Consider the following 20,984-nt stretch of genomic DNA (forward strand, 5'->3'; position numbering starts at 1 on the left):
CATGAAGAGGCGCGATGCCTTACAGGCTCTGCGCGATGGTCTGCCGGTTGAGGATGCGGGGCGTGATGAAGATGAGCAGTTCCTGACGCTCATCCCGCTCCGAGTAGTTCTTGAACAGGAGCCCCAGCACCGGAATCTTCGAGAGGAAGGGCACCGCGTTGGTCGTGGTCGCGCCACGGCGGACGTAGATGCCACCGATGACCGTGGTGTCTCCATCCTTCACCAGCACCTGAGTGTTGGCTTCCTTGCGCTGGATGGACGGCTGCCCGTTCGCTCCGGTGTTGGACTGGTCCGGCTGGTTGTTGGAGGCGTTGATGGACATCAGGATGCTGCCGTCCTGGGTGATGTGCGGCGTCACCTCCAGCGACAGGCGGGCTTCCACGAAGGTCGTGTTCACACCGCCGGCCGACGTCTGGCTGAACGGGATGGACACACCCTGGCTGATGCGCGCGGTGTTGTTGTCCAGCGTCGTCACGCGGGGCGCGGAGATGGTCTTCACCGTGCCCTCGTTCTCCGCCGCGGACAGCCGCAGGTTGAGCTGCAGCGCGCCGCCGGCCGAGCCGAAGACGAAGCCGAGCGCGCCACCGGCGTTCTCACCGACCGTCGCCGGCAGGTTCACCGCGAAGTTCGGCGCGGCGGGAAGACCCGCGGCCGTGCCCACGGAGCCGCCCGTGACGGCGACGTTGTTCGGGAAGATGAGGCCCGTGGGGTTGCCCGTGCCCTGGGAAGCGCGCGCCTGGCCGCCCCACTGCACGCCGAGCTGGCGGCTGAAGGCGGTGCTCGCCTCCACGATGCGGCTCTCGATGAGCACCTGCGGGGTCTGCGTGTCCAGGCTGCGCACCAGCGCGCGGGCCTTCTCCGTGTTGGAGCGCACGTCCTTCACGATGAGCACGTTGGTGCGAGTGTCCACCGTGACGTTGCCGCGCTCGCTCAGCACGTCCTTCACGCGCGCGGCCATGTCGGCCGCCACCGCGTAATTGACGGGGATGAGGTTGACAAGCAGGTCCTCCTGCTGCTGGAGCGACTTCTTGCGCTCCTGACGCAACCGGGCCTCCTCCTCCAACGTCTTCAGGGGAGCGATGCGGATGATGTTGCCGAACTCCTCCTTGCCCAGTTGCTTGGTGCGCAGGATGAGGTCCAGCGCCTGGTCCCAGGGAACGTTGCGCAGGCGGATGGTGACGCGGCCGGACACGTCGTCCGCGACGACCACGTTCTTCTTGGAGATCTCCGCGATGACCCGCAGGAGGTTCTGGATGTCGATGTCCTTGAACTCGAAGGAGACGCGCTTGCCACGGTAGCGGGCCTGCTGCGGCGCGCCCTCGGCGGCGTAGGCGGGCGCCTCGGCGGTGAAGCCGGCGGTGCGCTGCGCCACGGACACCTCGTCCGTCTTCACGCCCTTCACGTCCAGGCGCCAGGAGAGCGTCCCGCCGTTCTGGGTGACCTTCTCCTCGATGGCGCCGTCGGCGGCGACGACCACGCGCACCTTGCGGCCCTCACCGGGGACACTGAAGGCGCTGATCATCTTCACCGGCGTCTCCAGCGCGCTGGTGTCCAGGCTGCGCTCCAGCTTCTTCGGCAGCCGGGCGTTGTCCAGCGTCAGCACGGCGCTGCGCGGGTCGGGACGGTCCACCTTCCAGGCGGCCGTTCCGGACAGCTTCAGCACCACGCGACCACCCGCCCCACCCTCCTGGAAGGACAGGTCCTTCACCTCCACCAGGGAGGCCGTGACAGGCGCCTCCACCGGCTGGGGCGCGGGGCGCAGCGGCTCCACTTCAGCCACCGACGCGATGACCTCTTGCGGCGAGGGCTCGGGCGCGGCCTTGCGGGCCACCGCTCCACCCAGCACCACTTCCAGGCCCTTGTCGGCCCGGTCCACCCGATAGGCGGGCATCTTGCCGCGCACATCGAGCACCAGCCGGACCTTGTCCGAGTGGGCGCCGACACGCACGTCCCTGAGGGTCGCGCCATTCACGCGAGGGGCGCGGGCGGAGAGCCCAACACCGTACAGGTCCACCGCGAGCCGCGGCGGGTCCGCCAGCTCCAGCACCTCGTAGCGCGCGATGTCGCCATCCGCGCGGATGCGAAGCGTGTCGTCGGAATAGGCCAGCTGCGTGATGCGTTGAGCTGGCTGAGCCACCTCACGCTCATCCGCCTCGGCGGCGACCACGTTCTCTGGCAGCGCGGGCTTTTCAGCGGCGGGCTTCGCCGGCGCTTCAGCCACCATGACGGCGGCGGGCGCGGCGGGCTTGACCTCGGCGACCGGTGCGGGCGTCGGGGCAGCGGGAGCCGTGGCGACAGGAGCGGCGACGGGCTCCGGACGCTTGACCTCGGCGGCGGGCGTCGCGCCATCCACCGAAATCACCACGCGGTTTCCATCCGCCCGGACGTCGTACTGCGACGCCTTGTCCAGCGCCAGCAGCACCCGGCCGACGCTCGCGCGCTCGTCCGAGAACTGCGACGCCACGACACCGGCCACGGGGCCGGAGCCATCGTGGTGGCCCTTGATACCCGTCGCGTCAGCCGACGAGAGGTCCACCACCAACCGCTCCGGACCACTCAGCCGGAACACGGTGAAGGTGGGGGGCCGGGTTCCGGTCACCACCACCTGGGCGCCCGAGCCGGTACGGGACACATCCAGGTCCCGAAGCGTATTCAGTTCGGCGCCACTGCTGCTGGCGCCCGCAAGGACGACCGCAAAAGCGGTCGCCAACATCCACTTGCCCCTCGTCACAGCGCTCCTCTCGAGCATGCGTCCCCTCACCAAGTTGGAAGCGGGCTGCCGCCCGCGGGCGCGCCACAGGGGGCGCTACTCCCCGTAGTTTTTGCCCGTCATCAGATTGTAACTAGGGTCCTGCTGGTCATCGGGCTTGAGCTGCAGAGTCACCGGATTCTTGATGATCTCTCCGTTGCCCGAAAACACCTCGGTCACCGTCAACGAATCGCGAAGGATTTGCGTGACCTTGCCACCCTGGCGTCCAACCCGGGTGTTGCGGCGCACGATGTGACCTCGACCCAGCGGGTCTTCGACCATCGCCAGTGGATTGGCGTCCCCCGTGACGACCGCGACCAGCTTGAGCTGGTCCAGGTCGAACGCGCACAAAGGCTCCATGCACGTCGTGACGGGATTGGCCTGGGCCACCGGGCCCAGCTCTTCCAACGGGCTGCGGAACGGATCCCGCTTACCCACCGGGTTGTAACTGTAGACGTATGGCGCCACGGCCGCGGCCTCGACCGCGGTCGGTGCCGTCTCCACGGGCGCCGCGGCCTGCGCCGCGGGAGGTGGCGCCGCCACCGGCGGAGGGGGCGGAGGTGCCTCCTCGCAGGCAGCGAGCGTCAGCGCGAGCGCGGCAGTCGTCATGGTGGCCTTGAACATCTTCATCCTCAATCCCCTTGTCGCCCTACTTTCCGGACGGATCAAGTTTCTAGTTCTTGGTCTCGACGAACCGGAAAGTCGTCGCCAGGAAGGTGCTCTGCAGCACGACCTTCTCGTTCTTGAGGGTCGGCTGGCCGAGGTTGATGTTGTTGACGTTCACGATGCGGCGCATGTTCGCCATCTCCTGCAGGAACATGCCGATCTCATGGTAGTTGCCGCTCACCGTCATCCGGATGGGGATGCGGGCGAAGAACTCGCCGCTGCCCACGTATTCGCGGTCGGGCTGCACCAGGGAGATTTCCAGGCCGCTCTTCTTGCCGATGTCGTTGATCTGCGCGAGCAGCTCCTCGACGTCCTTCTTCTCCGGCAGCTCCGTGAGGGCCTCGGCGAGCTTCTGCTCCAGCACGTCCATCTCACGCCGCCGCTCGTTGAGGTTCTGGGCGATCTCACTCTTCTCCGCCAGCTCCAGGTCCAGCGTGCGCCGCTCGGACAGCTGGTGCTTGATGCGGGTCTCGGTGGGGTCGATGAGCAGGAAGAAGTTGGCGACGGTCATCAAGATGATGACCGCTGCCAGGCCACCGAACTTGGCGGCCGGGGACGCCTTGACGAATTGGTCCAGGTACTTGTCCATGGCGGTGGCCTCGGTCAGATGGCGTAGTTCGCGGTGAGGGTGATCTTGAAGTCAACCAGGGAGGGCACACCCGTGGGCCCCGCGGACCCCTTCGTCTGCACGGCGCTGGTCAGGTCGATGTTGGTGAAGAACGGGGTGATTTGGCCGGCGGGGAACTCCTCGATGGTGGCTTCCGCCGTCAGGAGCTCCACGCGAGACGTCTTCGTGTCCCGGCGCTGATCCACCAGGCGCCCCATGCCCTTGGGCGTCCACACCACGCCGTTGAGGCCGCGCATGAACTCGGCGACCTCATCGTGGCTGACGGCCGAGCCATCGATGGCGACCGCGCTGCTGGTCTCGACGAAGGCCTTCACCCAGACCTTCTTCGGCGTGGCGGAGGCCAGCGCGTCCATCATCCGGACCGGACCGTTGCGGCCCTTGCGCAGCGAGTCCAGCACGGCCAGCTTCTTCTCCACCTCGGTCTTGCGGGCGTTGATGTTCTTCACCTCGCCGATGACCTTCTCCAGCTCGGCGATCTTCGCGCGCGTCTGGGTGATGGACAGGGCGTTGCGCTGGAACTCACTGTCGCGGTCGTCGAACCAGAGGTAGTTGCCCACGGCGGCGCCAATGAGCGCCAGCGCGAAGAGGACCAGGATCTGCCGGCCCTTCTGCTGGGTCTGAACCTTCCGGACGGGAAGCAGGTTGATGCGAATCATCATGTGCGTCGTCTCCAGGAAGTGGACGGTCTAGGCCAGCTTGTCGCCAGGACGCCGGAGCGCCAGTCCCACTGCCACCGCGGCCATGGGCGCCACGTCCATGATGAACGCGGGGTCGAACTTGCGGTTGTCCACTTCAATCTTGCGGAACGGGTTGAGGATCTCCACCGGCACCCCGGTGCGCGCTTCAATGGTCTTGAACAGGGCCGGAATCTTCGCCGTGCCGCCGGACAGGTAGACCTTGGTGAAGTTCGAGTCCGCCGCGGTGCCCGCGTAGAAGTCCAGCGAGCGCTGGATTTCACCGGCCACCTGCTCGGCGACGCTGGAGAGCACGCGCTCGACCTCCTGGGGCACCACGGCATCCGCGTCCGCGCGGTTGCCGCCGATCTTCAGCGCTTCCGCCTCCTCGTAGGAGACGTTGAGCTGCTTCTGGATCTCCTCGGTGAACTGGTTGCCACCGATGGTGACGTCGCGGGTGAAGACCGTCACGCCGTTGGCGATGATGTTGATGTTCACCACCGAGGCGCCCGCGTTGATGAGGACCACGGTCTCCTTCTCCGGCAGGTCGTAGTTGACGGAGAACATGTTCTGCACGGCGAAGGCGTCCACATCCACGACCACCGGGGCGAGCCCCGCCTCGGAGACCACCGTGGTGTAGTCGTTGATCATGTCCTTCTTGGCGGCCACCAGCAGCACGTCCATCTGCCCGGTGGCGTCGTTGCCGCCCCCGTCGAGGATCTGCGTGTCGATGTTCACGTCCTTCACATCGAACGGGATGTACTGCTCGGCCTCCCACTGGATGCTCTCCTCGAGCTCCTCCTGGGACATGCGCGGCATCTGAATCTTCTTGATGATGACCGAGTGGCCGGACACGCCGATGGCGACGTCCTTGCCCTTCACCTTCAGCTCGGACATCAGCTCCTGCACCGCCTGGACGATGGCGGTGGAGTTCATCAGCGCGCCATCGACGATGGCCTCGGGCGGCAGCGGCTTCATGCCGAAGCTCTGCAACGCGAAGCCGACCTCGCCCCGCTTGCGCTGCTCCTTGAGCAGGATCATCTTGATGGAGGTCGATCCGATGTCCAGACCGAGTGCCAGTTTGCCCTTCGCCATGCTTGACTCCGTCGAGAGGCAGCCAGCGTAGCACTGGCCGTCAACCCCTCCTAAAAAGTGCCCGGAGCCCGCCTGCTCTCCGTTCGGCCGGGACCCCTGCGTCCAAACTGCGCCGGGCCCCCCACCACGGTCGCGGAGGCCCGATTTTCCGGCTCCGGCCGCATTCCGTCAAATACGGCCCGACGGAATCTCCCCTTCAGCTCCGTTCAGCCTCCGCGTCCGGGTCGATGCCGTACTCCTTGATCTTGTACAGCAACGCCCTGTGACTGATGTCCAGGACCTCCGCCGCCCGGGTCCGGTTCCCCTTCGTCCGTCTCAGGGCCGCCCGGATGTAGGACTCCTCCAGCTCCCGGATGGCCCGCTTGAGCGACAGGTCGCTACCGACCTGTGGCATCCCGCCGGTGTTGGTTCCCGTCGGCCCGGGTGCGGGCGCGGCCCACAGCCTTTCGGGCAGGTTGGCCGGAAGGATATGCGGGCCATCCGCCAGGAGGACTGCCCGCTCCATGGCGTTCTCCAGCTCGCGCACGTTGCCCGGCCAGGCGTAGGCGGACATCAGGGCCTCGGCCTCCGGCGACAGACCTTCCACGGGAGACTCGCGGTTGAGCTCGCGGTTGAAGCGGTGGATGAAGGCGCTCGCCAGCAGGGGCACGTCCTCGCGGCGCTCTCGCAAGGGAGGCACCCTCACGTTCACCACGTTGAGGCGGTAGTAGAGGTCCTCGCGGAACTCCCCCTTCTCCACCAGCTTGCCCAAGTCCCGCAGCGTGGCCGCCACCACGCGCACGTCCACCTTCTCCACCCGGTTCTCGCCCACCGGACGGATTTCTCCTTCTTGCAGCACCCGCAGGAGCTTCACCTGCGCGGGCAACGGCAGCTCGCCCACCTCGTCCAGGAAGAGCGTGCCGCCGTCAGCCTCGGAGAAGAGGCCGCGCTTGGCCGTGCGCGCATCGGTGAAGGCGCCCTTGGCGTGACCGAACAGCTCGCTCTCGAGCAACCCTCCCGGAATGGCGCCGCAGTTGACGGCGACGAAGGGGAGCGGGGCTCGCGGGCTGCGCGCGTGCAGCTCCCGGGCGATGAGCTCCTTGCCCGTACCGCTCTCCCCGCTGATGAGCACGGTGGTGTCCACCGGTGCCAGGCGCGCCACCTGCTTGAGCACCGCATGGAGCGACGCGCTCCCTCCGAGGATGTGCCCCTGGGGCACGGAGGGAAGACCGCCCTGCTTGAGCCGCCGGTTCTCGCGCAGCAGCCGCTCGCGCTCCTCGGCCTTGCGCAGGACGAAGACGATTTCCTCGGGCTTGAAGGGCTTCTGGACGTAGTCGTAGGCGCCGGCGGACACCGCCTCCAGGGCCTGCTCCTGCGAGCCGTAGGCACTCATCACCACCACGGTGAGCCCCGGGTGCGCGGCCTGCGCCTCGCGCAGCAGCGTGAGCCCATCCTTGCGAGGCATCCGCACGTCGGAGACGAGGACGTCGTAGTCGCGCGTGGCCAGCTCCCGCAGCGCCTCCTCCCCGTCCGCGACAGCGCGAACGTCGTAGCCCTTGTCGGTGAGCACCAACGTGAGGATGTGCCGGATGGAGGGCTCATCATCGGCGACGAGGATGGTGCGGAACAAGGACATGGGGGCCTTCTGGCATCATCCCCCAGTCCCGAGGCAGGAGATATCTTCTGGCCGGACAGCGTCCGCTCACACGGCGGGCAGGGACACGGTGAAGCGCGCGCCACCTTCAGGCAGGTTCTCCGCCCCCAGCCGACCGCCCATGACCTGCGTCAGCCGCAGCGACACCGCCAGCCCCAGCCCGGTGCCCTGTCGCCCCTTCGTGGTGAAGAAGGGCTCGAACAACCGGGGCATGACCTCGGGCGGAATGCCTGGGCCGTGGTCCCTCACCACCAGCCGGGCCTCTCCCTCTTCACGAAGGGTCACCACACTGACGCTCCCCTGCCCTCCCATGGCCTGCGCGGCGTTGAGCAGGAGGTTGATGAGGATCTGCGACAGCGGGCCGGCCTCCGCCCGGGCGAACACCCCCGGCTCCAGCGCCAGGTCCACCGACACACCCGCGAGCTCGGGCGCGGCGCGGACCAGCCGCACACACGTCTCCACCACCGAGCCGACATCCACCGGCCCTGGCGACGCCGTCTCCGGCCGCCCCAGGTCCAGCAGGCTCCGGACGATGCGGTCGATGCGCTGCACCTCGTGGTCGATGCGCTCCAGGTAGTCCTTCAGCTCCTCCGTGGGCGCCTTCATCCGCGCCAGCGACAGGTACCCGAGGATGCCCGCCAGGGGGTTTCCCACCTCGTGAGCCACGCCCGCCGCGAGCCTGCCCACCGTGGCCAGCCGCTCGGCGGAGACCAGCTCCGTCTGGGCTCGCGCCAGACGGGTGTTGGCCTCCCGCAGCGACTCCACCTGGGAGCGCGTGAGGGCCTGCTCCGAACGCAGCGCCTCCGCCAGCCGCTGCAACGCGCGCTGCATCCTCGACAGCAGCGGCCCGCCTTGCGTGGGTGTCAGGTGCGGGTCCAGTTCCAGTCGCCCCAGCTGTTCCACCATGGCCTCGGCGGAGCGCAGCGGACGGCCCACCGTCAGGTCCAACACCACGTACGACAGCAACGTGAGCGCGACCAGGTCCAGTCCCAGCGCGAGCGGCAGAAAGCCTCGCACCTGCGTCAGCACCTCCGCGTCCGGTGTCCCCGGCGACACGAGCCGACGCCCCAGCTCCAACAACCGGATGAGGACGGGCTGCAGCGACAACCAGGAGAGTCCCGTGCAGAGCGAGCTCAGCAGGAACGCCACGCTGGCGATGCGCCACTTCATCGCGCGTGCGCGCGCTTCACGGCGCGCCCCCGAGCAACATCGCGATGTCCATCGGCAGCACGCGCGCGAGCCACGGCCCCAGCAACATCACCTCCAAGCCCGCCAGCGCGAGCCACGGCCCGAAGGGAATGTTGGTGGGCCCAGGCACCCACTCCTCTTCCTCGCCCGTTTCATCGTCCATGGGCGCATCGGGAATCGGCTGGAAGAGCAGGCACCAGGGCACCAGCAACAAGCGCTTCCACAACGGAATCCCCGGCCGGGTGAACTCCCACGTCATCGTGGATTCGGGCTCGGACTCATTCGTGCCCTCGGGCCCGGCCGTCGTCGCGCCGAGGCCAGGAGACGACACGTCAGCCGGAACGACAGGCGGAAGCGTCGCGCTCTCGGTACCGGAAGGCAGGGCGGAGCCCTCGGTCGTGTGCGAGACGAGCTTCTCCTCGGAAGGGGAAGCCGCGCCTTCGGATGACTTGACGCGCGGAGCATCGGGAGGTGGCGCGACGCCCTCGGGAGGCGTCACGGGCGCGGCATCGGGAGGTGTCGACGGCCCCGCGCGCCCGGTGAGTCCGAGCATGGCCAGTCCCACCACCGCGCCTTGCAGCGATGACAAGAAGAGGATGCCCAGCAGGGCTCGCCAGGAAAGAAACGCCCCCAGGAGCGCGACGAGGAACTTGTCACCGCCGCCCAGCGCTTCCTTCCGGAAGACCTTCCAGCCCATGTACTCCATCAGGCGGAAGGCGAGGAAGCCGATGACCGCTCCCAACGTGGCATCCACCACCGCGTCCGCGCCTCGGGGCACCGCGAGCACCAGCCCCGCGGCGATGCCTGGCACCGTCAGCGAAAACGGCAGGATCCAGTGCGCCAGGTCGATGAAGGTGAGCGGTATCAGCAGCGACACGAGCACGAGCGCGGGGAACAACTCGTACGTCCACCCGAACCTCCGCAAACACGCGAGGAAGAGCAGTCCGGTGAGCACCTCCACCAGCACGTAGCGCGGGGAGATGGGCGCGTGACACGAACGACACCGAGCCCTCAGCGCAAGCCACGAGAGGACGGGGATGTTCTCGTACCAGGACAGGACATGCCCGCACTTGGGGCAGCGCGAACCCGGCCGGACGATGCTCAGTCCTTCAGGGACACGGGCGATGACGACATTGAGGAAGCTGCCGATACACAGGCCGAGGACCAGGAGGAAGGCGGTGAAGAGGGGCCCGGCCCAGCCTGGCACGAGGGAGGAGTCCGTCACGGAGTCGGGCATCCTAGCGTCGCGGCCCAGGGAGGACAGCATCGCGGATCGACGATTTGCGGCAGGAGCGGTGACAATTTTTGGCAGCTCAGGCGACAGGCGAGCGAGATCCGCCCCACCCCGCTGTGGGAATTCATCGGGTTGGGGCAACTGTTGGCCATGGCACCGTTCGTGCTATGAATCCGGGCTGTCGTTCAACCCCCCTCTGCACCTGCGGAGCACTCCCGACATGCTGAACCGTCTCCTGAAGAAGAAGGGTGGCTTCACCCTCATCGAGCTGATGATCGTGGTCGCCATCATCGGCATCCTGGCCGCCATCGCCATCCCGAACTTCATCCGCTTCCAGGCCAAGTCCAAGCAGTCCGAGGCCAAGACGAACCTGAAGGCCATCTTCACGGCCCAGAAGGCGTACTTCGGCGAGAAGGACAAGTACGTTTCGGACTTCAAGGTCGTCGGCTTTGATCCGGAGCCGGGCAACCGCTTCAGCTACTCCATCAACGGTGGTTGCAACCTGGCGCAGCCCGCGACCCCGGCGGGTCGTACCTATGCGAACGGCTGCATCGGCCAGGACGAGGCTCGCTTCTCCAAGGTTCCGACCACCCCCACCTACCCGATGACCGCCAAGATCGAAGGTGAATGCCCGAGCTGCGACTTCAGCGCCGTGGCCGTGGGCAACGTGGACAACGACCCCGCCGCGGACACGTGGGGCATCACCTCCCTCGCCACCTCGACCACCACCCTCCTGGCCCCCTGCGGCATCGACACCCCGCAGGTCGGCGGCGGTGAGCCTGGCAACGCCTACAACGACGTGAGCTGCTAATCACAGCACGCCCCGCCTTCGGGCGGGGCATCACATGGTATCAACGGGGCGCCCGAGAGACTCGGGTGCCCCGTATGCATTCCAAGGAACGATGCGCAAGCTGACTGCCCTGCTATTGGTCGCTGGCCTGTTGTCGGTGGCCCTCCTCTCTGGCCGGCCACCTCCACCGCTTCGTCTGGATGATCGCCCGTTGCTTCCCCGAGCGGGGCTCCTCAAGGCCCTGTTCAAGGCCCAGCTCGGCTTGGTGGCCGACTACTTCTGGGTGATGACGATCAACCGCGTCGGCGCGGCCAGCACCGTGTCCGAGTACCGCGACATCTACTACTACGCGGACCTCACGACAGACCTCGATCCCCGCTTCGCCAAGGTCTACACCTTCGCGGGAATCACCATCCCCATCCACCTGGGCCGCGAGCAGTACGCCAACGTCGAGGAGTCCTCGCGAATCCTCCGCAAGGGCATCGCCAACACGCCGGAAGACAAGCGAATCCACTTCCAGCTCGCCTACAACCTCATGTTCTTCGAGCGCCGCTATCGAGAAGCGGCCGCCATCGTCGAGGAGCTCGCGCGGGAGCCCGGCGCGCCAGAGTGGTACTCGGGGTTGGCGACCAGGTTGTATGCCCAGGCCGGGGAATTCGAAACCAGCCTGAGTCTCGCGCAGATGTTGCGCGACAGCGCCGAAGACGAGGAGACGCGCACGTATTACGAGCGCCGCGTGAATGAAATCCTCCAGGAGCAGCTTCTCCAGCAGCTCGACGAGGCCCTCCAGCGCCACAAGGCTCGCACCGGCCAGTTGCCCGGCTCCCTCGAGGCCCTCGTCTCATCAGGAGACCTGAGCGAGCTTCCCGGCGATCCCCTGGGCGGCAAGCTCTTCCTGGGAGACGACGGACGCGCCTATTCCACCGCGGCGAGGTTCCGCTTGGAGCTCATCCACAACGAGAAGACGTCGGACGGGAAGCGCCTCGTTCCGAAGCCCATGGACGCGAAGAATCATGAATCCCCTCAGCCCTGACGCCCCTCCCATTCAAGTCCGAGGACTCTCGAAGACCTACAAGGTAGGCTTCTGGTTCAACCGCACCGTTCGCGCCCTCCAGGGTCTGGACCTCGAAGTGGGCGCCGGGCAGATCTACGGCCTGCTCGGTCCCAACGGCGCCGGAAAGTCCACCACCATCAAGATTCTGATGAACCTGGTGCGGCCCAGCAGCGGCAACGCGTTGCTGTTCGGCCAGCCCGTGGACAAGGCCGCCACGCGGCGACTCGTGGGCTTCCTGCCAGAGAATCCCGCGCCCTACGAGTACCTCACGGGCCGTGAGTTCGTGACGCTCGCGGGGCAGCTGTGCGGCCTGAGCGGCCACGAGCTTGACGTGCGCGTGAAGGAGGTCCTGGGCTCCGTGGAGATGGGGGCCGCGGAGAAGCTCCAGATCCGGCGCTACTCCAAGGGCATGGTGCAGCGCGTGGCGCTCGCGCAGGCGCTAGTGGCCCGACCGAAGATGCTCATCCTCGACGAGCCCACCAGCGGGCTGGACCCCGTCGGACGACGGCAGATGCGCGACCTCATCCTCGCCGAGAGAGACCGGGGGACCACCGTCCTGTTCTGCAGCCACATCATCCCTGACGTGGAAGCACTCTGTGACAGGCTGGCCGTGCTCGTGGGTGGCCGCCGCGTGCGCGAGGGCAGCGTCAGGGAGCTGCTCTCCACGCAGGTGCCCACCGTGGAGATGGTGGTGGAAGGCCTGCCACTGGAGCAGGTGAAGAGCCTGGGCGTGGCCTTGGAGTCCACGCAGTCCCTGGACGGGCGGGTGCGGGTGCAGGTGCCCGATGCCCAGAGCCAGAAGATGCTGAGCCAGGTGCTGGCGGCCGGCGGACGCGTCAACAGCCTCCAGGCGGCGCAGTTCTCCCTGGAGCAGCTCTTCATGGACGCCCTCAAGGATTCCGGACGAACGACGAGTGTCGGCGGGGAGATCAACACATGAGCGCGTTCGGCGCGATGGTCTGGAATGGGTTCCGGGAGGCACGCCGAAACCGCGTCACGGTGGTGGTGGGAGCCTTCGCGGCGGTGGTGCTGCTGTCGTCGACGTTGATTACGGAGGTGACGGTCGCCACATTCGACCGGGTGCTCACCGACTTTGGACTGGGGATGATGAGCCTCATCCTCGTCTTCCTCACCATCTTCCTGTCGAGTGGGCTGCTGAGCCGCGAAATCGAGCGGCGCACCATCTTCCTCGTCGTGAGCAAGCCCGTGTCACGCACCCAGTTCTTGCTGGCGCGGCTGGCGGGCAACATGCTGACGCTCGCGGTGATGATGGGGGCGATGATGCTCATCTTCGTCAGCCAGTTGCTGATGTTCCAGGTGAGCATCCACTCCACGCAGGTCGTCGCGGCGGTGGGCCTCTGGTTCGAGTTGCTGGTCCTGACCAGCGCGGGAATCCTCTTCTCGAGCTTCACGGGCCCGGCGGTGTCGGCCATCGCCACCACTGGCATCTACTTCGCCGGCCACCTGGCCTCGGACCTCTACGACATCGCGAACCGACTGGATGACGGCTCGGTGAAGACCTTCGCGAAGGCGCTCTACTACCTGCTGCCGAACCTGGAGCGGATGAACTTCCGCCTCCATGCGACGTACGCCCTCCCAGTCGACACCTCGACCTTCTTCTCGGGCGTGGGGTACGGCCTGGGCTGGGCTGCGCTCTTCACCGCCGCCGCCATCTTCATCTTCGAGCGGCGCGACTTCCGCTGATGAGCCGGGGCCGGACCGAACGGGCCGCCCCTCGCTCACGCTGTCGTCTGAATCAGGGCGGGGAGCCCAGCGCCATCCGGGCCTGCTGCAAGCCTCGCCGAGCGGGCTCTGACTCTGGATGGAGGCGCAAGGCCTCCTCCAGTGGGGCCACGGCCTCCGCCGGGCGTCCCATCTGCAGCAGCGTACGCCCGAGTTCCAGGTGTGAATCCGCGCGACGAGGAGCCAGCCGCAGGGCCTCCTGAAAACGGGCAACAGCCTCCTCCATCCGCTTCGTCCGCCGCAACGCGAGCCCGAGGTTGTGGATGACCACCGGCTCGCCAGGACGGAGTTGGAGGATGCGCTCGAACTGGACGATGGCGAGGTCCATCCTTCCCAGGAGCGCGTAGGCCACCGCCAGGTCGCTCTGGATTTGATAGCTGCGTGGCAGCGCCCCCGCGGCAACCTTGAGTTCCTCCAAGGCCTGCTCGGGGCGACGCGCCTTGAGATAGGCCGCACCCAGATAGCCCCTGAGAATGGGCTGCCCAGGCGTCATCGCCACCGTGTCTTCCCAGAGCGAGATCTCGTCATGCCAGGTGGGCACACGAACCAGCGTCAGCACGGAGCACACCACGACGACACCACCGGACAGGAGCTTCACTGCTCGCGCATGCTCGCGCCACCGCTCCAGGAGCCCTCTCAGCCCCGTTGCGGCCAGGAGGCAGAAGCCCACGGAAGGCAGGTAGAGGAACCTCTCCGCGTAGGCCTCCACGCCTCTCAGCTGCAAGAAGAAGACGGGCAGGAGCGGGGCCAACAGCCACACGCATCCAGCGAAGGCCGGCCCCGCGTCGCGGCGCTTCCACCACAGCAGGCCGAGCAGGGCCACGAGCAACACGGCGCCCAGGGCTATCTCGGTCGGCTCGGGCGGAACACGCACGGGAATCGTCAGCACGAGCGGATGGGGCCAGAGCAACTTGCCCAGCAGCTTCCCCGCCAGGGCCAGCATGTGCAGGGGATACAGCCCCGTGCGCCCCGACCCCACGGGGACGGGAAGAGACAGGCCCACCGCGTTCAGCCGGAGAGCCGCGTACCCCAGCAGCCCCAGCCCCAGTGGGGCATATCGGAGCACCCACCCTCGAAGCCCCGGGCGGGCGGGACGCACCCCCACCGCACGGTCCGTGGCCCACAGCACCACGGGGAACACCACCGCCACTTCCTTGAACAGCAGGCCCGCGAACCACAATAGACCCGCCCCCACGGCCCATCGCCATGAGCCGGAGTTCCCCACCATGAGGCGCACCGAGAGCAGGACCATCAGGGTGGCCGCCACGTCCATGCACCCACTCACCCAGGCCACCGACTCCGTGTGCACGGGATGCACGGCGAAGAGCAGCGCGCCGGCCAGCGCGGCCCAGCTTCCTGCCTCGGAGAGGCCCTCCCCGGGACGTCGGAGACACTCACGCAGGAGCCAACCCACGAGGAGCGACGCCAGGCCGTGCAGGAGCATCAGCACCAGATGGTACGGCCAGGCCGTGGTGCCGAAGAGCGCGCGTTGCGCGAAGAACAGCACGTGGGCGAGCGGCCTGAAGTAGCTCTCCGCGGGGCTGCGATCCACCTGGGAGGCTGGCTCGTCGTCGAACGCGAACAGCGGGCGCTGGAAGGCCTCGGCCAGTGTGTCCAGCGAGCGCAACCACGGGTTCTGCACCACGAGCGGGATGTCGTCATAGACGAGCCCGTTGCGCAGTGCCCCCGCATACACCGCCAGCGCCGTGACGAAGACCAGGAGGGAGTGCGGAGAAGGACGGAGGGAGCTGCGGCGCACAGCGGCGGTTGTCATGAGGGGCCTCGGAAGCTCAGGGCCGAAAGGAAGGGGTGACGTCGGATTCAATCGCCTCGAGGGAGGAACTCGAGGCGCCCGCGCGTTCGCGCGCTCGCATGACGCGCGTCAACGTGTGCCCGTTTCCACGGTGGGCGATGGCGAGGCGGGAGGAGGTGCGCGCCCGTCGATGGGCTCCAGCCGGAAGGGGTCCGGGGCCTTGCCGGGTACCAATCGGAAGAAGCGTCGATCCGGGAACCTTGGACGCAGCTTCTCCGCGAAGCCCGGCCCATCGTGCAGGACGATGAGGTCTTCCTCGTAGCCCGGGTGCGGAGGCGGCCACTCCAGGACGAAGCTCCCCACCTTCCGGAACGCGGGCACTTGATTCCAGGCCACGGCGTACTGAGGTGCCAGCACCACCGCGCGCCCCAGCCCCGCGTCATTCAGGTACGCCTCCATCGACTCGTGGATGAGGGCCTGCTCTCGCAGGGCCAGCGCGTTGCGCATGTCGAAGATGCCCAGTCCGACCACCAGGGAACCGAGCACTCCCGCCATGACTGTCGCGGACGGCAGCTCGGCCCGGCGGGCCACATCCACCAGCCTCCGCAGCCCATGCACGGCCACCAGCGCCAGCGCCGGCGCGCATTCCGAATAGTGAATGGGACCCACCGAGTGGATGCCGTGGTTGTCGTGGAAGAGCCCCAGCCCCAGCAGCGCCAGCACCGACAGGAGCAACAGCTTCGTCAGCCGGTCCCACGACGCCCCGACTCCCACGAGGAGCACCCCCACCGGCCCGAGGAACCACACCGCGAGCATCAACGCGTTGTAGCTGGTGTTCGCGCCGAAGCGCTCCAGCATCGAGGCGTCATGCGCGGAGAGCTTCGCCGGGAAGGTGTACATGGACACGCGCGCGGGGAGCAGCGCGTCCCCCGTCACCGCATGGTTGAAGGCGAGGAAGGCCACCACCGCCGGCAACCAGCCCAGCACCAGCCCTCCCAGACACGCTCCCACGGGCAGCTCCCGGCACACCAGCCGCCAGAGCACCCAGAGGTAGAACGGCGCCAGGAAGAAGAGGGTCTCGAACGGCCGACACAGGAAGGAGACACCACTCACCAGCCCCAGCCACGTCCACCAGCGCCCGCCCTTCTCCTCCGCCTGGAGGAAGCACACCACCGCCACCGACAAGGCCGCGCGGGACAGCAGGTGCGCATGAGCGGTCATCGACAGCAGCGCGGACATCGGTGACAGCAGCACCAGCAGCGCGGCCACCCCACCCCACGCCGGGCCCAGCCGCCGGGTGGCCACCCAGGCCACCACCACCGCGGGCACCGCCGCCGCCAGCGAGAAGACGAGCGAGCCCGTCCCCGTCAGCTCCCCCAACGCCCACGCCACCTGCAGCCCGAGCCACTCGAAGCTGGAGCCCATGCCATCCCGCACGTAGAGGAAGATGGTGGGGAAGGACTCCAGCGGGTCCGTCAGCTTCACCAGGAACCTGCCGCTGGCGAGCACCTGCCCACCGAAGCGAGCCGCCTGCTCGTCATCCGTGATGGGACGGTCCAGCAGGAACACGAAGCGCCCGACTCGTGCGAGCAGGAAGGCCACCACCGCCACCAACACGGCTCCAGCGCGCCGCTCCTGCGCGCTCAGCGCCTCCAGCCGGCGCCACATCCGGACCGCTGGCGCCGACAGCCCATGCACGAGCGACAGCCCCAGCAGGACACCTCCCGGCACCAGCAACAGCGCGTGGCCCAGCCACTGGTACAGCTCTCCGGAAGAGCTGGCGCTGAAGGGCATGCGGAAGGAGACGGTCAGCCCGGGTGCGGTCTCTTTCAACCCGAAGAAGGCCGCCACCAGAAAACACCCCAGGGCGCCCTGGGCCACCGCGTTCCATCCCGTACTGCCACGAGCCGAAGTCATCGCTCTCGTGGGGTAGCACACCCCTCGCGCGCCGGGCAAAGCCGCAAGCACGGACGCGAGGACGAACAGGAGGCAGGCAGCCCCTCAGCGAGCCCGCTGGCGCCAGCCCCAGATGGCCTCGGGTGCTTCCGGCCCCAGGTGGAAGAGCACATCCAGCACCGTCACCGCGTGCTCGAAGGGTGGATGGGGCTGGGGGTACGTGGGGTACCCCGCGTAGTCCTTGTAGGTGAGCTGGATTCCCGCGGCGTCGAAGTCCTCCTGTCGAAGGTAGTCGCGAGCCGCGGGGCCCGAAACATAGTGCGTGGCGCCCGCGTGCCGCAGCAGGTCGAGGATCCGCTCCCGCTTCGCGCCGGTGAGCGTCCATTCGCGCGAGTCGCGAAAGCGCACCTGGATGCCCAGACACTCCTCGGCGATTCGGCGCACCAGGAACTGGTTCAGCTCCGACAGGTGCGTCCACGTCCGCTCCAGGTACACCTCACGCAAGAGCGGCGCATAGCGCTCGAAGTGGGGCGCGCGGCCGTACTGGTGTCGCAGCGTCTCCCAATGCTTGCGCGCCCACGTGCCCTCTTCGATTCGCACGTCGCAGATGAGCCGGTCCGTACTGGAGCCCACCGGCACCGTGAGCCACACCGGCCCCTGGGCCGTCTTCACGCGATTGCGGTTGCGCCAGTCGCGGTGCGTGTACTGCACGTCATCGTAGAAGATGAACGTGTCCACATCGTGGATGATGTCGAAGTAGCCCTTCCAGGGCAGGTAGTTGGATTGGATGATGGCGACGGAGTGCCGGGCCGCTAGCACCGAAAGTCCCTCACGGCGGAGAGCACCGTGGACTGCTCCGCTTCCGTCATCGTGCTGTAGAACGGCAGCCGCACCAGCCGGTCGCTGACGTCCTCCGTCACCGGGCAGGCGCCCACCTCTCCGCCGAACTTCCGGCCCATCTCCGAGCTGTGCAGCGGCAGGTAGTGGAACACGGCGTTGATGCCCTGCTGACGCAGCTGCTGGATGAAGCGCGTGCGGGCCTCCAGCGACGGCATCAGCAGGTAATACATGTGATAGGCCTGCTCGCAGTGCGCGGGCACGTGGGGCTGGGCCACGCCCTGGGCGGTCGCCCAGGCGGAGAGCTCCTGGTGGTACGTGTCCCAGAGCGCCCGGCGCCGCGCCTGGATGCGCTCATGCTCGCGCAGCTGCCCGTAGAGGAAGGCCGCCAGCAAGTCCGACATGACGTAGCTGGAGCCGATGTCCACCCACGTGTACTTGTCCACCATGCCGCGGAAGAAGCGGCTGCGGTTGGTGCCCTTCTCGCGGATGATTTCCGCCCGCTCGGCATGGTGCGCGTCGTTGATGAGCAGCGCCCCCCCTTCTCCACAGCTCACGTTCTTCGTCTCGTGGAAGCTGAGCGTGGAGAAGGTCCCGAAGGTGCCCAGGGCCCGTCCCCGGTAGTGGCCAAAGAGGCCATGCGCGTTGTCCTCCACCACGGCCACGCCTCGGCGCGTGGCGATGTCCATGATGGCGTCCATCTCACAGCCCACGCCCGCGTAGTGGACGGGGACGATGAGGCGCGTGCGCTCGGTGATGAGCGCCTCCAGCTTGCGCTCATCCAGGTTCAGCGTGTCGGGCCGCACGTCCGCGAAGACGGGACGCGCGCCCCGCAACGCGAAGGCGTTCGCGGTGGAGACGAAGGTGAAGGACGGGACGATGACCTCGTCCCCCGGCTGCAAATCGAGCAGCAGTCCGGCCATCTCCAGCGCGTGGGTGCAGGACGTGGTCAGCAGCGCCCGCCTCACGCCCAGCAGCTCCTCCAGCAGCGCATGGCACTTGCGCGTGAACCCCCCATCTCCCATGAGGTGGCTGTTGGCCAGCGCCTGCTCGATGTACTTCGCCTCGTCTCCGAGCATCTGCAGCCGATTGAAGGGAATGGTCATGGCGTCACGATGAAGCAGGCGGGAGGGCCTCCAGGCTACAGCACCCTCCCGGGCTCCGGGAGCCGCTCGAGCCTCGGAGGGGCTCCCCCGCCTGCCCGGAGGACACCGCGCTCGGGGTGCCCCAGGGACTCGCGGCGACCAGGCGAGCGCACTCCACCGCGCGACAGGTCCAGGGAACGCGGTAGGATTCGCGAGCGTTGGGCTCCCCCGCCCGCCCTCCTTCGCATGAGCCCATCCGTCGTCGACATCTCCGTGGTCGTCCCCTGCTTTCGTGGGGAGTCCTCGCTCCCCGAGCTGTGCGCGCGGCTGGTCCGCACGTTGGAGGCCCGCCACACCCCCTTCGAAATCATCCTGGTCGACGACAGCGCCAGGCCCGCGCTGTGGGCCGTCATCGAGAAGCTGGCGCAGGGGGATGAGCACATCGTGGGCGTGCGGCTGATGCGCAACTTCGGGCAACACAACGCCACGGTGTGCGGCTTCCGGCATGCCCGTGGGCGCTGGGTCGTGACGCTCGACGAGGACCTGCAGAACCCGCCCGAGGAGATTGGCGCGCTGCTGGCCCGCGCCGAGCAGGCCGACGCGGATGTCGTCTACGGTCTGCCCCGCGTGAGGCAGGGCCCCGGGTGGCGCTCGCTGGCCTCGCGCCTCATCATGGTCATCCCTCGCAGGGTGATGCGGGTGGCCTTCGACATCTCCGCCTTCCGGCTCATCTCCGGGCGCGTCGCCGCCGAGGTCGCCCGCAGCGAGCGGCACGACATCATCCTCGACATCTACCTGTCCTGGGTCACCGACCGCATCACCGCCGCCGAGGTGCGCCACGAGCACCCCGAGGGGCTGCGCAGCTCGTACACACTGGGCCGGTTGGTGACGGTGTTCTTCAACCTGCTCTTCAACTACGCCACCTTCCCCCTCCGGCTCGCCTCCGTCGGCGGCTTCCTCTTGTCCGTGCTGTCCGCCATCGCGGGCGGAGTGGTGGTCTTCTCGCGCATCACCGGGACCATCACCGTGCCTGGCTGGGCATCGCTGGCGGTGGCGGTGCTGTTCTCCTCGGGCGTGACGCTGCTCGGCGTGGGCATCCTCTCCGAGTACGTGGCGCGCATCTTCCTCCAAATCAATCAGAAGCCCCAGGCGGTGGTGCGGCAGGCGACGAGCACCTCCAGGCTGGCCGTCGCGGAGCCACGGGCCGAGCCCGCGCGACAGGAGACCCTCCATGGACATCGCTGAAGAGCAGCGCGCCTTCTACGGCGCGCTCCTGGACCAGTACGGAGACGACCCCCGTGCCCTGTCGCACCGGGACCAGGCCACCCAATACGAGCGCTTCCACCGGCTGGCCCGGCTCTTCGAAGGCGCGTCGGGCCCCTTCTCCGTGCACGAGGTGGGGTGCGGCATGGGGCACTTCGGCGAGTTCCTCCAGCACCATCACCCGGAGGCCCGCTACTCCGGCAGCGACGTCCATCCCTCGTTCACGGAGTCGTGCGCGCGCAAGTTTCCTCAGGGCACCTTCCATACGCGCGACATCGTCGCGAGCCTTCCGCCCGAACGGTACGACTACCTGACGCTGTCGGGGACCTTCAACGTCCGGCTCTCGGCCACGCCCGAGGCCTGGCGCGGCTTCGTCGAGGGAATGCTGGCCGCCATGTACGCGCTGTGCACGAAGGGCTTCTCGGTGAACTTCCTCACCACGTTCCACGACCCCGAGTACACGCGCGAGGAGCTGTACTACCAACCGCCGGGCGCGCTGCTGGACTTCGTGGTGGGCAAGCTGAGTCGGTTCTGGGAGCTGGATGCCGCGGGGCCCCTCTACGAATACACGTTGCGCGTGTACCGCCCCGAGCACGTCCACGCGCGACACGCGGACCCCGCCTTCGCCCGCTACTTCCGCTCCGCCCCGCGCCCCGTCTCGCCATGAGCATCTCCGCCTCCAGCGCCCCCTCGCCC

General features: G+C 67.8%; 18 protein-coding genes. 6 read left to right on the forward strand and 12 right to left on the reverse strand.

Annotated elements, in window-relative coordinates; all coding sequences use genetic code 11:
• Positions 1–19: 19 nt before the first annotated feature.
• The 8 genes from FJV41_RS13540 to FJV41_RS53625 form a co-directional block, all read right to left on the reverse strand.
• Positions 20–2,749, reverse strand: coding sequence for a type IV pilus secretin PilQ (locus FJV41_RS13540; protein ID WP_141642884.1), 2,730 nt, complete (start codon positions 2,747–2,749; stop codon positions 20–22).
• 57 nt (positions 2,750–2,806) lie between these two features.
• A complete protein-coding gene (locus FJV41_RS13545) occupies positions 2,807–3,379 on the reverse strand; it encodes a pilus assembly protein PilP (RefSeq protein WP_174453023.1) in 573 nt (190 codons plus the stop codon).
• 43 nt (positions 3,380–3,422) lie between these two features.
• Positions 3,423–4,004, reverse strand: a complete 582-nt coding sequence (locus tag FJV41_RS13550; protein WP_141642886.1) for a type IV pilus inner membrane component PilO — start codon at positions 4,002–4,004, stop codon at positions 3,423–3,425.
• 14 nt (positions 4,005–4,018) lie between these two features.
• Positions 4,019–4,702 (reverse strand): PilN domain-containing protein, encoded by a 684-nt coding sequence (locus FJV41_RS13555; protein ID WP_141642887.1) that lies wholly within the window; start codon positions 4,700–4,702, stop codon positions 4,019–4,021.
• A gap of 27 nt (positions 4,703–4,729) precedes the next feature.
• Entirely contained in the window at positions 4,730–5,812 is a 1,083-nt protein-coding gene (pilM, locus tag FJV41_RS13560) for a type IV pilus assembly protein PilM (RefSeq protein WP_141642888.1), read from the reverse strand.
• Between the two features lie 196 nt (positions 5,813–6,008).
• Positions 6,009–7,427, reverse strand: a complete 1,419-nt coding sequence (locus FJV41_RS13565) for a sigma-54-dependent transcriptional regulator (RefSeq protein ID WP_141642889.1) — start codon at positions 7,425–7,427, stop codon at positions 6,009–6,011.
• A 66-nt stretch (positions 7,428–7,493) separates the two neighbouring features.
• Entirely contained in the window at positions 7,494–8,615 is a 1,122-nt protein-coding gene (locus tag FJV41_RS13570) for a sensor histidine kinase (protein WP_141642890.1), read from the reverse strand.
• A 16-nt stretch (positions 8,616–8,631) separates the two neighbouring features.
• Positions 8,632–9,900, reverse strand: a complete 1,269-nt coding sequence (locus tag FJV41_RS53625; protein ID WP_438616740.1) for a prepilin peptidase — start codon at positions 9,898–9,900, stop codon at positions 8,632–8,634.
• 202 nt (positions 9,901–10,102) lie between these two features.
• Between FJV41_RS53625 and FJV41_RS13585 the strand changes: the two genes are divergently transcribed.
• The 4 genes from FJV41_RS13585 (at position 10,103) to FJV41_RS13600 (ending at position 13,415) form a co-directional block, all read left to right on the forward strand.
• A complete protein-coding gene (locus FJV41_RS13585; RefSeq protein ID WP_181790619.1) occupies positions 10,103–10,678 on the forward strand; it encodes a prepilin-type N-terminal cleavage/methylation domain-containing protein in 576 nt (191 codons plus the stop codon).
• 91 nt (positions 10,679–10,769) lie between these two features.
• Positions 10,770–11,690, forward strand: coding sequence for a tetratricopeptide repeat protein (locus tag FJV41_RS13590; protein WP_141642892.1), 921 nt, complete (start codon positions 10,770–10,772; stop codon positions 11,688–11,690).
• On the forward strand, positions 11,671–12,651 hold the full coding sequence (locus tag FJV41_RS13595; protein WP_141642893.1) for an ABC transporter ATP-binding protein: 981 nt from the start codon (positions 11,671–11,673) through the stop codon (positions 12,649–12,651). The genes FJV41_RS13590 and FJV41_RS13595 overlap by 20 nt, the downstream gene beginning before the upstream one ends.
• Positions 12,648–13,415, forward strand: a complete 768-nt coding sequence (locus FJV41_RS13600) for an ABC transporter permease (RefSeq protein ID WP_141642894.1) — start codon at positions 12,648–12,650, stop codon at positions 13,413–13,415. The genes FJV41_RS13595 and FJV41_RS13600 overlap by 4 nt, the downstream gene beginning before the upstream one ends.
• A gap of 52 nt (positions 13,416–13,467) precedes the next feature.
• Here the strand turns inward: FJV41_RS13600 and FJV41_RS13605 are convergent, their stop codons facing one another.
• From FJV41_RS13605 to rffA, 4 genes are all read right to left on the reverse strand, one after another.
• Complete coding sequence (locus FJV41_RS13605; RefSeq protein WP_141642895.1) at positions 13,468–15,228, reverse strand: tetratricopeptide repeat protein; 1,761 nt, start codon at positions 15,226–15,228, stop codon at positions 13,468–13,470.
• A gap of 108 nt (positions 15,229–15,336) precedes the next feature.
• On the reverse strand, positions 15,337–17,124 hold the full coding sequence (locus tag FJV41_RS13610) for a glycosyltransferase family 39 protein (RefSeq protein WP_141642896.1): 1,788 nt from the start codon (positions 17,122–17,124) through the stop codon (positions 15,337–15,339).
• Between the two features lie 84 nt (positions 17,125–17,208).
• Complete coding sequence (locus FJV41_RS13615) at positions 17,209–17,922, reverse strand: WbqC family protein (RefSeq protein WP_141642897.1); 714 nt, start codon at positions 17,920–17,922, stop codon at positions 17,209–17,211.
• Positions 17,916–19,046 carry a dTDP-4-amino-4,6-dideoxygalactose transaminase gene (gene rffA, locus FJV41_RS13620; RefSeq protein ID WP_141642898.1) on the reverse strand — a complete coding sequence of 377 codons (1,131 nt, stop codon included), beginning with the start codon at positions 19,044–19,046 and terminating at the stop codon, positions 17,916–17,918. The genes FJV41_RS13615 and rffA overlap by 7 nt, the downstream gene beginning before the upstream one ends.
• A 225-nt stretch (positions 19,047–19,271) precedes the next feature.
• Here rffA and FJV41_RS13625 point away from each other — a divergent pair, with 225 nt between their 5' ends.
• Together FJV41_RS13625 and FJV41_RS13630 are read left to right on the forward strand one after the other, a co-directional pair.
• The gene (locus tag FJV41_RS13625; RefSeq protein ID WP_174485420.1) at positions 19,272–20,270 is read left to right on the forward strand and encodes a glycosyltransferase family 2 protein; all 999 of its coding nucleotides are present in this window, start codon (positions 19,272–19,274) and stop codon (positions 20,268–20,270) included.
• Entirely contained in the window at positions 20,257–20,955 is a 699-nt protein-coding gene (locus tag FJV41_RS13630) for a methyltransferase domain-containing protein (protein ID WP_141642900.1), read from the forward strand. Before FJV41_RS13625 ends, FJV41_RS13630 begins: the two co-directional genes overlap by 14 nt.
• Positions 20,956–20,984: the final 29 nt, after the last annotated feature.

This window comes from Myxococcus llanfairpwllgwyngyllgogerychwyrndrobwllllantysiliogogogochensis (assembly GCF_006636215.1).
GTDB classification, from domain to species: Bacteria; Myxococcota; Myxococcia; order Myxococcales; family Myxococcaceae; genus Myxococcus; species Myxococcus llanfairpwllgwyngyllgogerychwyrndrobwllllantysiliogogogochensis.

Coding starts and splice junctions, on each gene's coding strand:
- FJV41_RS13590 (WP_141642892.1), top strand. CDS start 10,770: ATGCGCAAGCTGACTGCCCTGCTATTGGTCGCTGGCCTGTTGTCGGTG.
- FJV41_RS13565 (WP_141642889.1), bottom strand. CDS start 7,427: ATGTCCTTGTTCCGCACCATCCTCGTCGCCGATGATGAGCCCTCCATC.
- FJV41_RS13600 (WP_141642894.1), top strand. CDS start 12,648: ATGAGCGCGTTCGGCGCGATGGTCTGGAATGGGTTCCGGGAGGCACGC.
- FJV41_RS13540 (WP_141642884.1), bottom strand. CDS start 2,749: ATGCTCGAGAGGAGCGCTGTGACGAGGGGCAAGTGGATGTTGGCGACC.
- FJV41_RS53625 (WP_438616740.1), bottom strand. CDS start 9,900: ATGCTGTCCTCCCTGGGCCGCGACGCTAGGATGCCCGACTCCGTGACG.
- FJV41_RS13595 (WP_141642893.1), top strand. CDS start 11,671: ATGAATCCCCTCAGCCCTGACGCCCCTCCCATTCAAGTCCGAGGACTC.
- FJV41_RS13630 (WP_141642900.1), top strand. CDS start 20,257: ATGGACATCGCTGAAGAGCAGCGCGCCTTCTACGGCGCGCTCCTGGAC.
- FJV41_RS13625 (WP_174485420.1), top strand. CDS start 19,272: ATGAGCCCATCCGTCGTCGACATCTCCGTGGTCGTCCCCTGCTTTCGT.
- FJV41_RS13555 (WP_141642887.1), bottom strand. CDS start 4,702: ATGATGATTCGCATCAACCTGCTTCCCGTCCGGAAGGTTCAGACCCAG.
- pilM (WP_141642888.1), bottom strand. CDS start 5,812: ATGGCGAAGGGCAAACTGGCACTCGGTCTGGACATCGGATCGACCTCC.
- FJV41_RS13545 (WP_174453023.1), bottom strand. CDS start 3,379: ATGAAGATGTTCAAGGCCACCATGACGACTGCCGCGCTCGCGCTGACG.
- FJV41_RS13610 (WP_141642896.1), bottom strand. CDS start 17,124: ATGACTTCGGCTCGTGGCAGTACGGGATGGAACGCGGTGGCCCAGGGC.
- FJV41_RS13605 (WP_141642895.1), bottom strand. CDS start 15,228: ATGACAACCGCCGCTGTGCGCCGCAGCTCCCTCCGTCCTTCTCCGCAC.
- FJV41_RS13570 (WP_141642890.1), bottom strand. CDS start 8,615: ATGAAGTGGCGCATCGCCAGCGTGGCGTTCCTGCTGAGCTCGCTCTGC.
- rffA (WP_141642898.1), bottom strand. CDS start 19,046: ATGACCATTCCCTTCAATCGGCTGCAGATGCTCGGAGACGAGGCGAAG.
- FJV41_RS13550 (WP_141642886.1), bottom strand. CDS start 4,004: ATGGACAAGTACCTGGACCAATTCGTCAAGGCGTCCCCGGCCGCCAAG.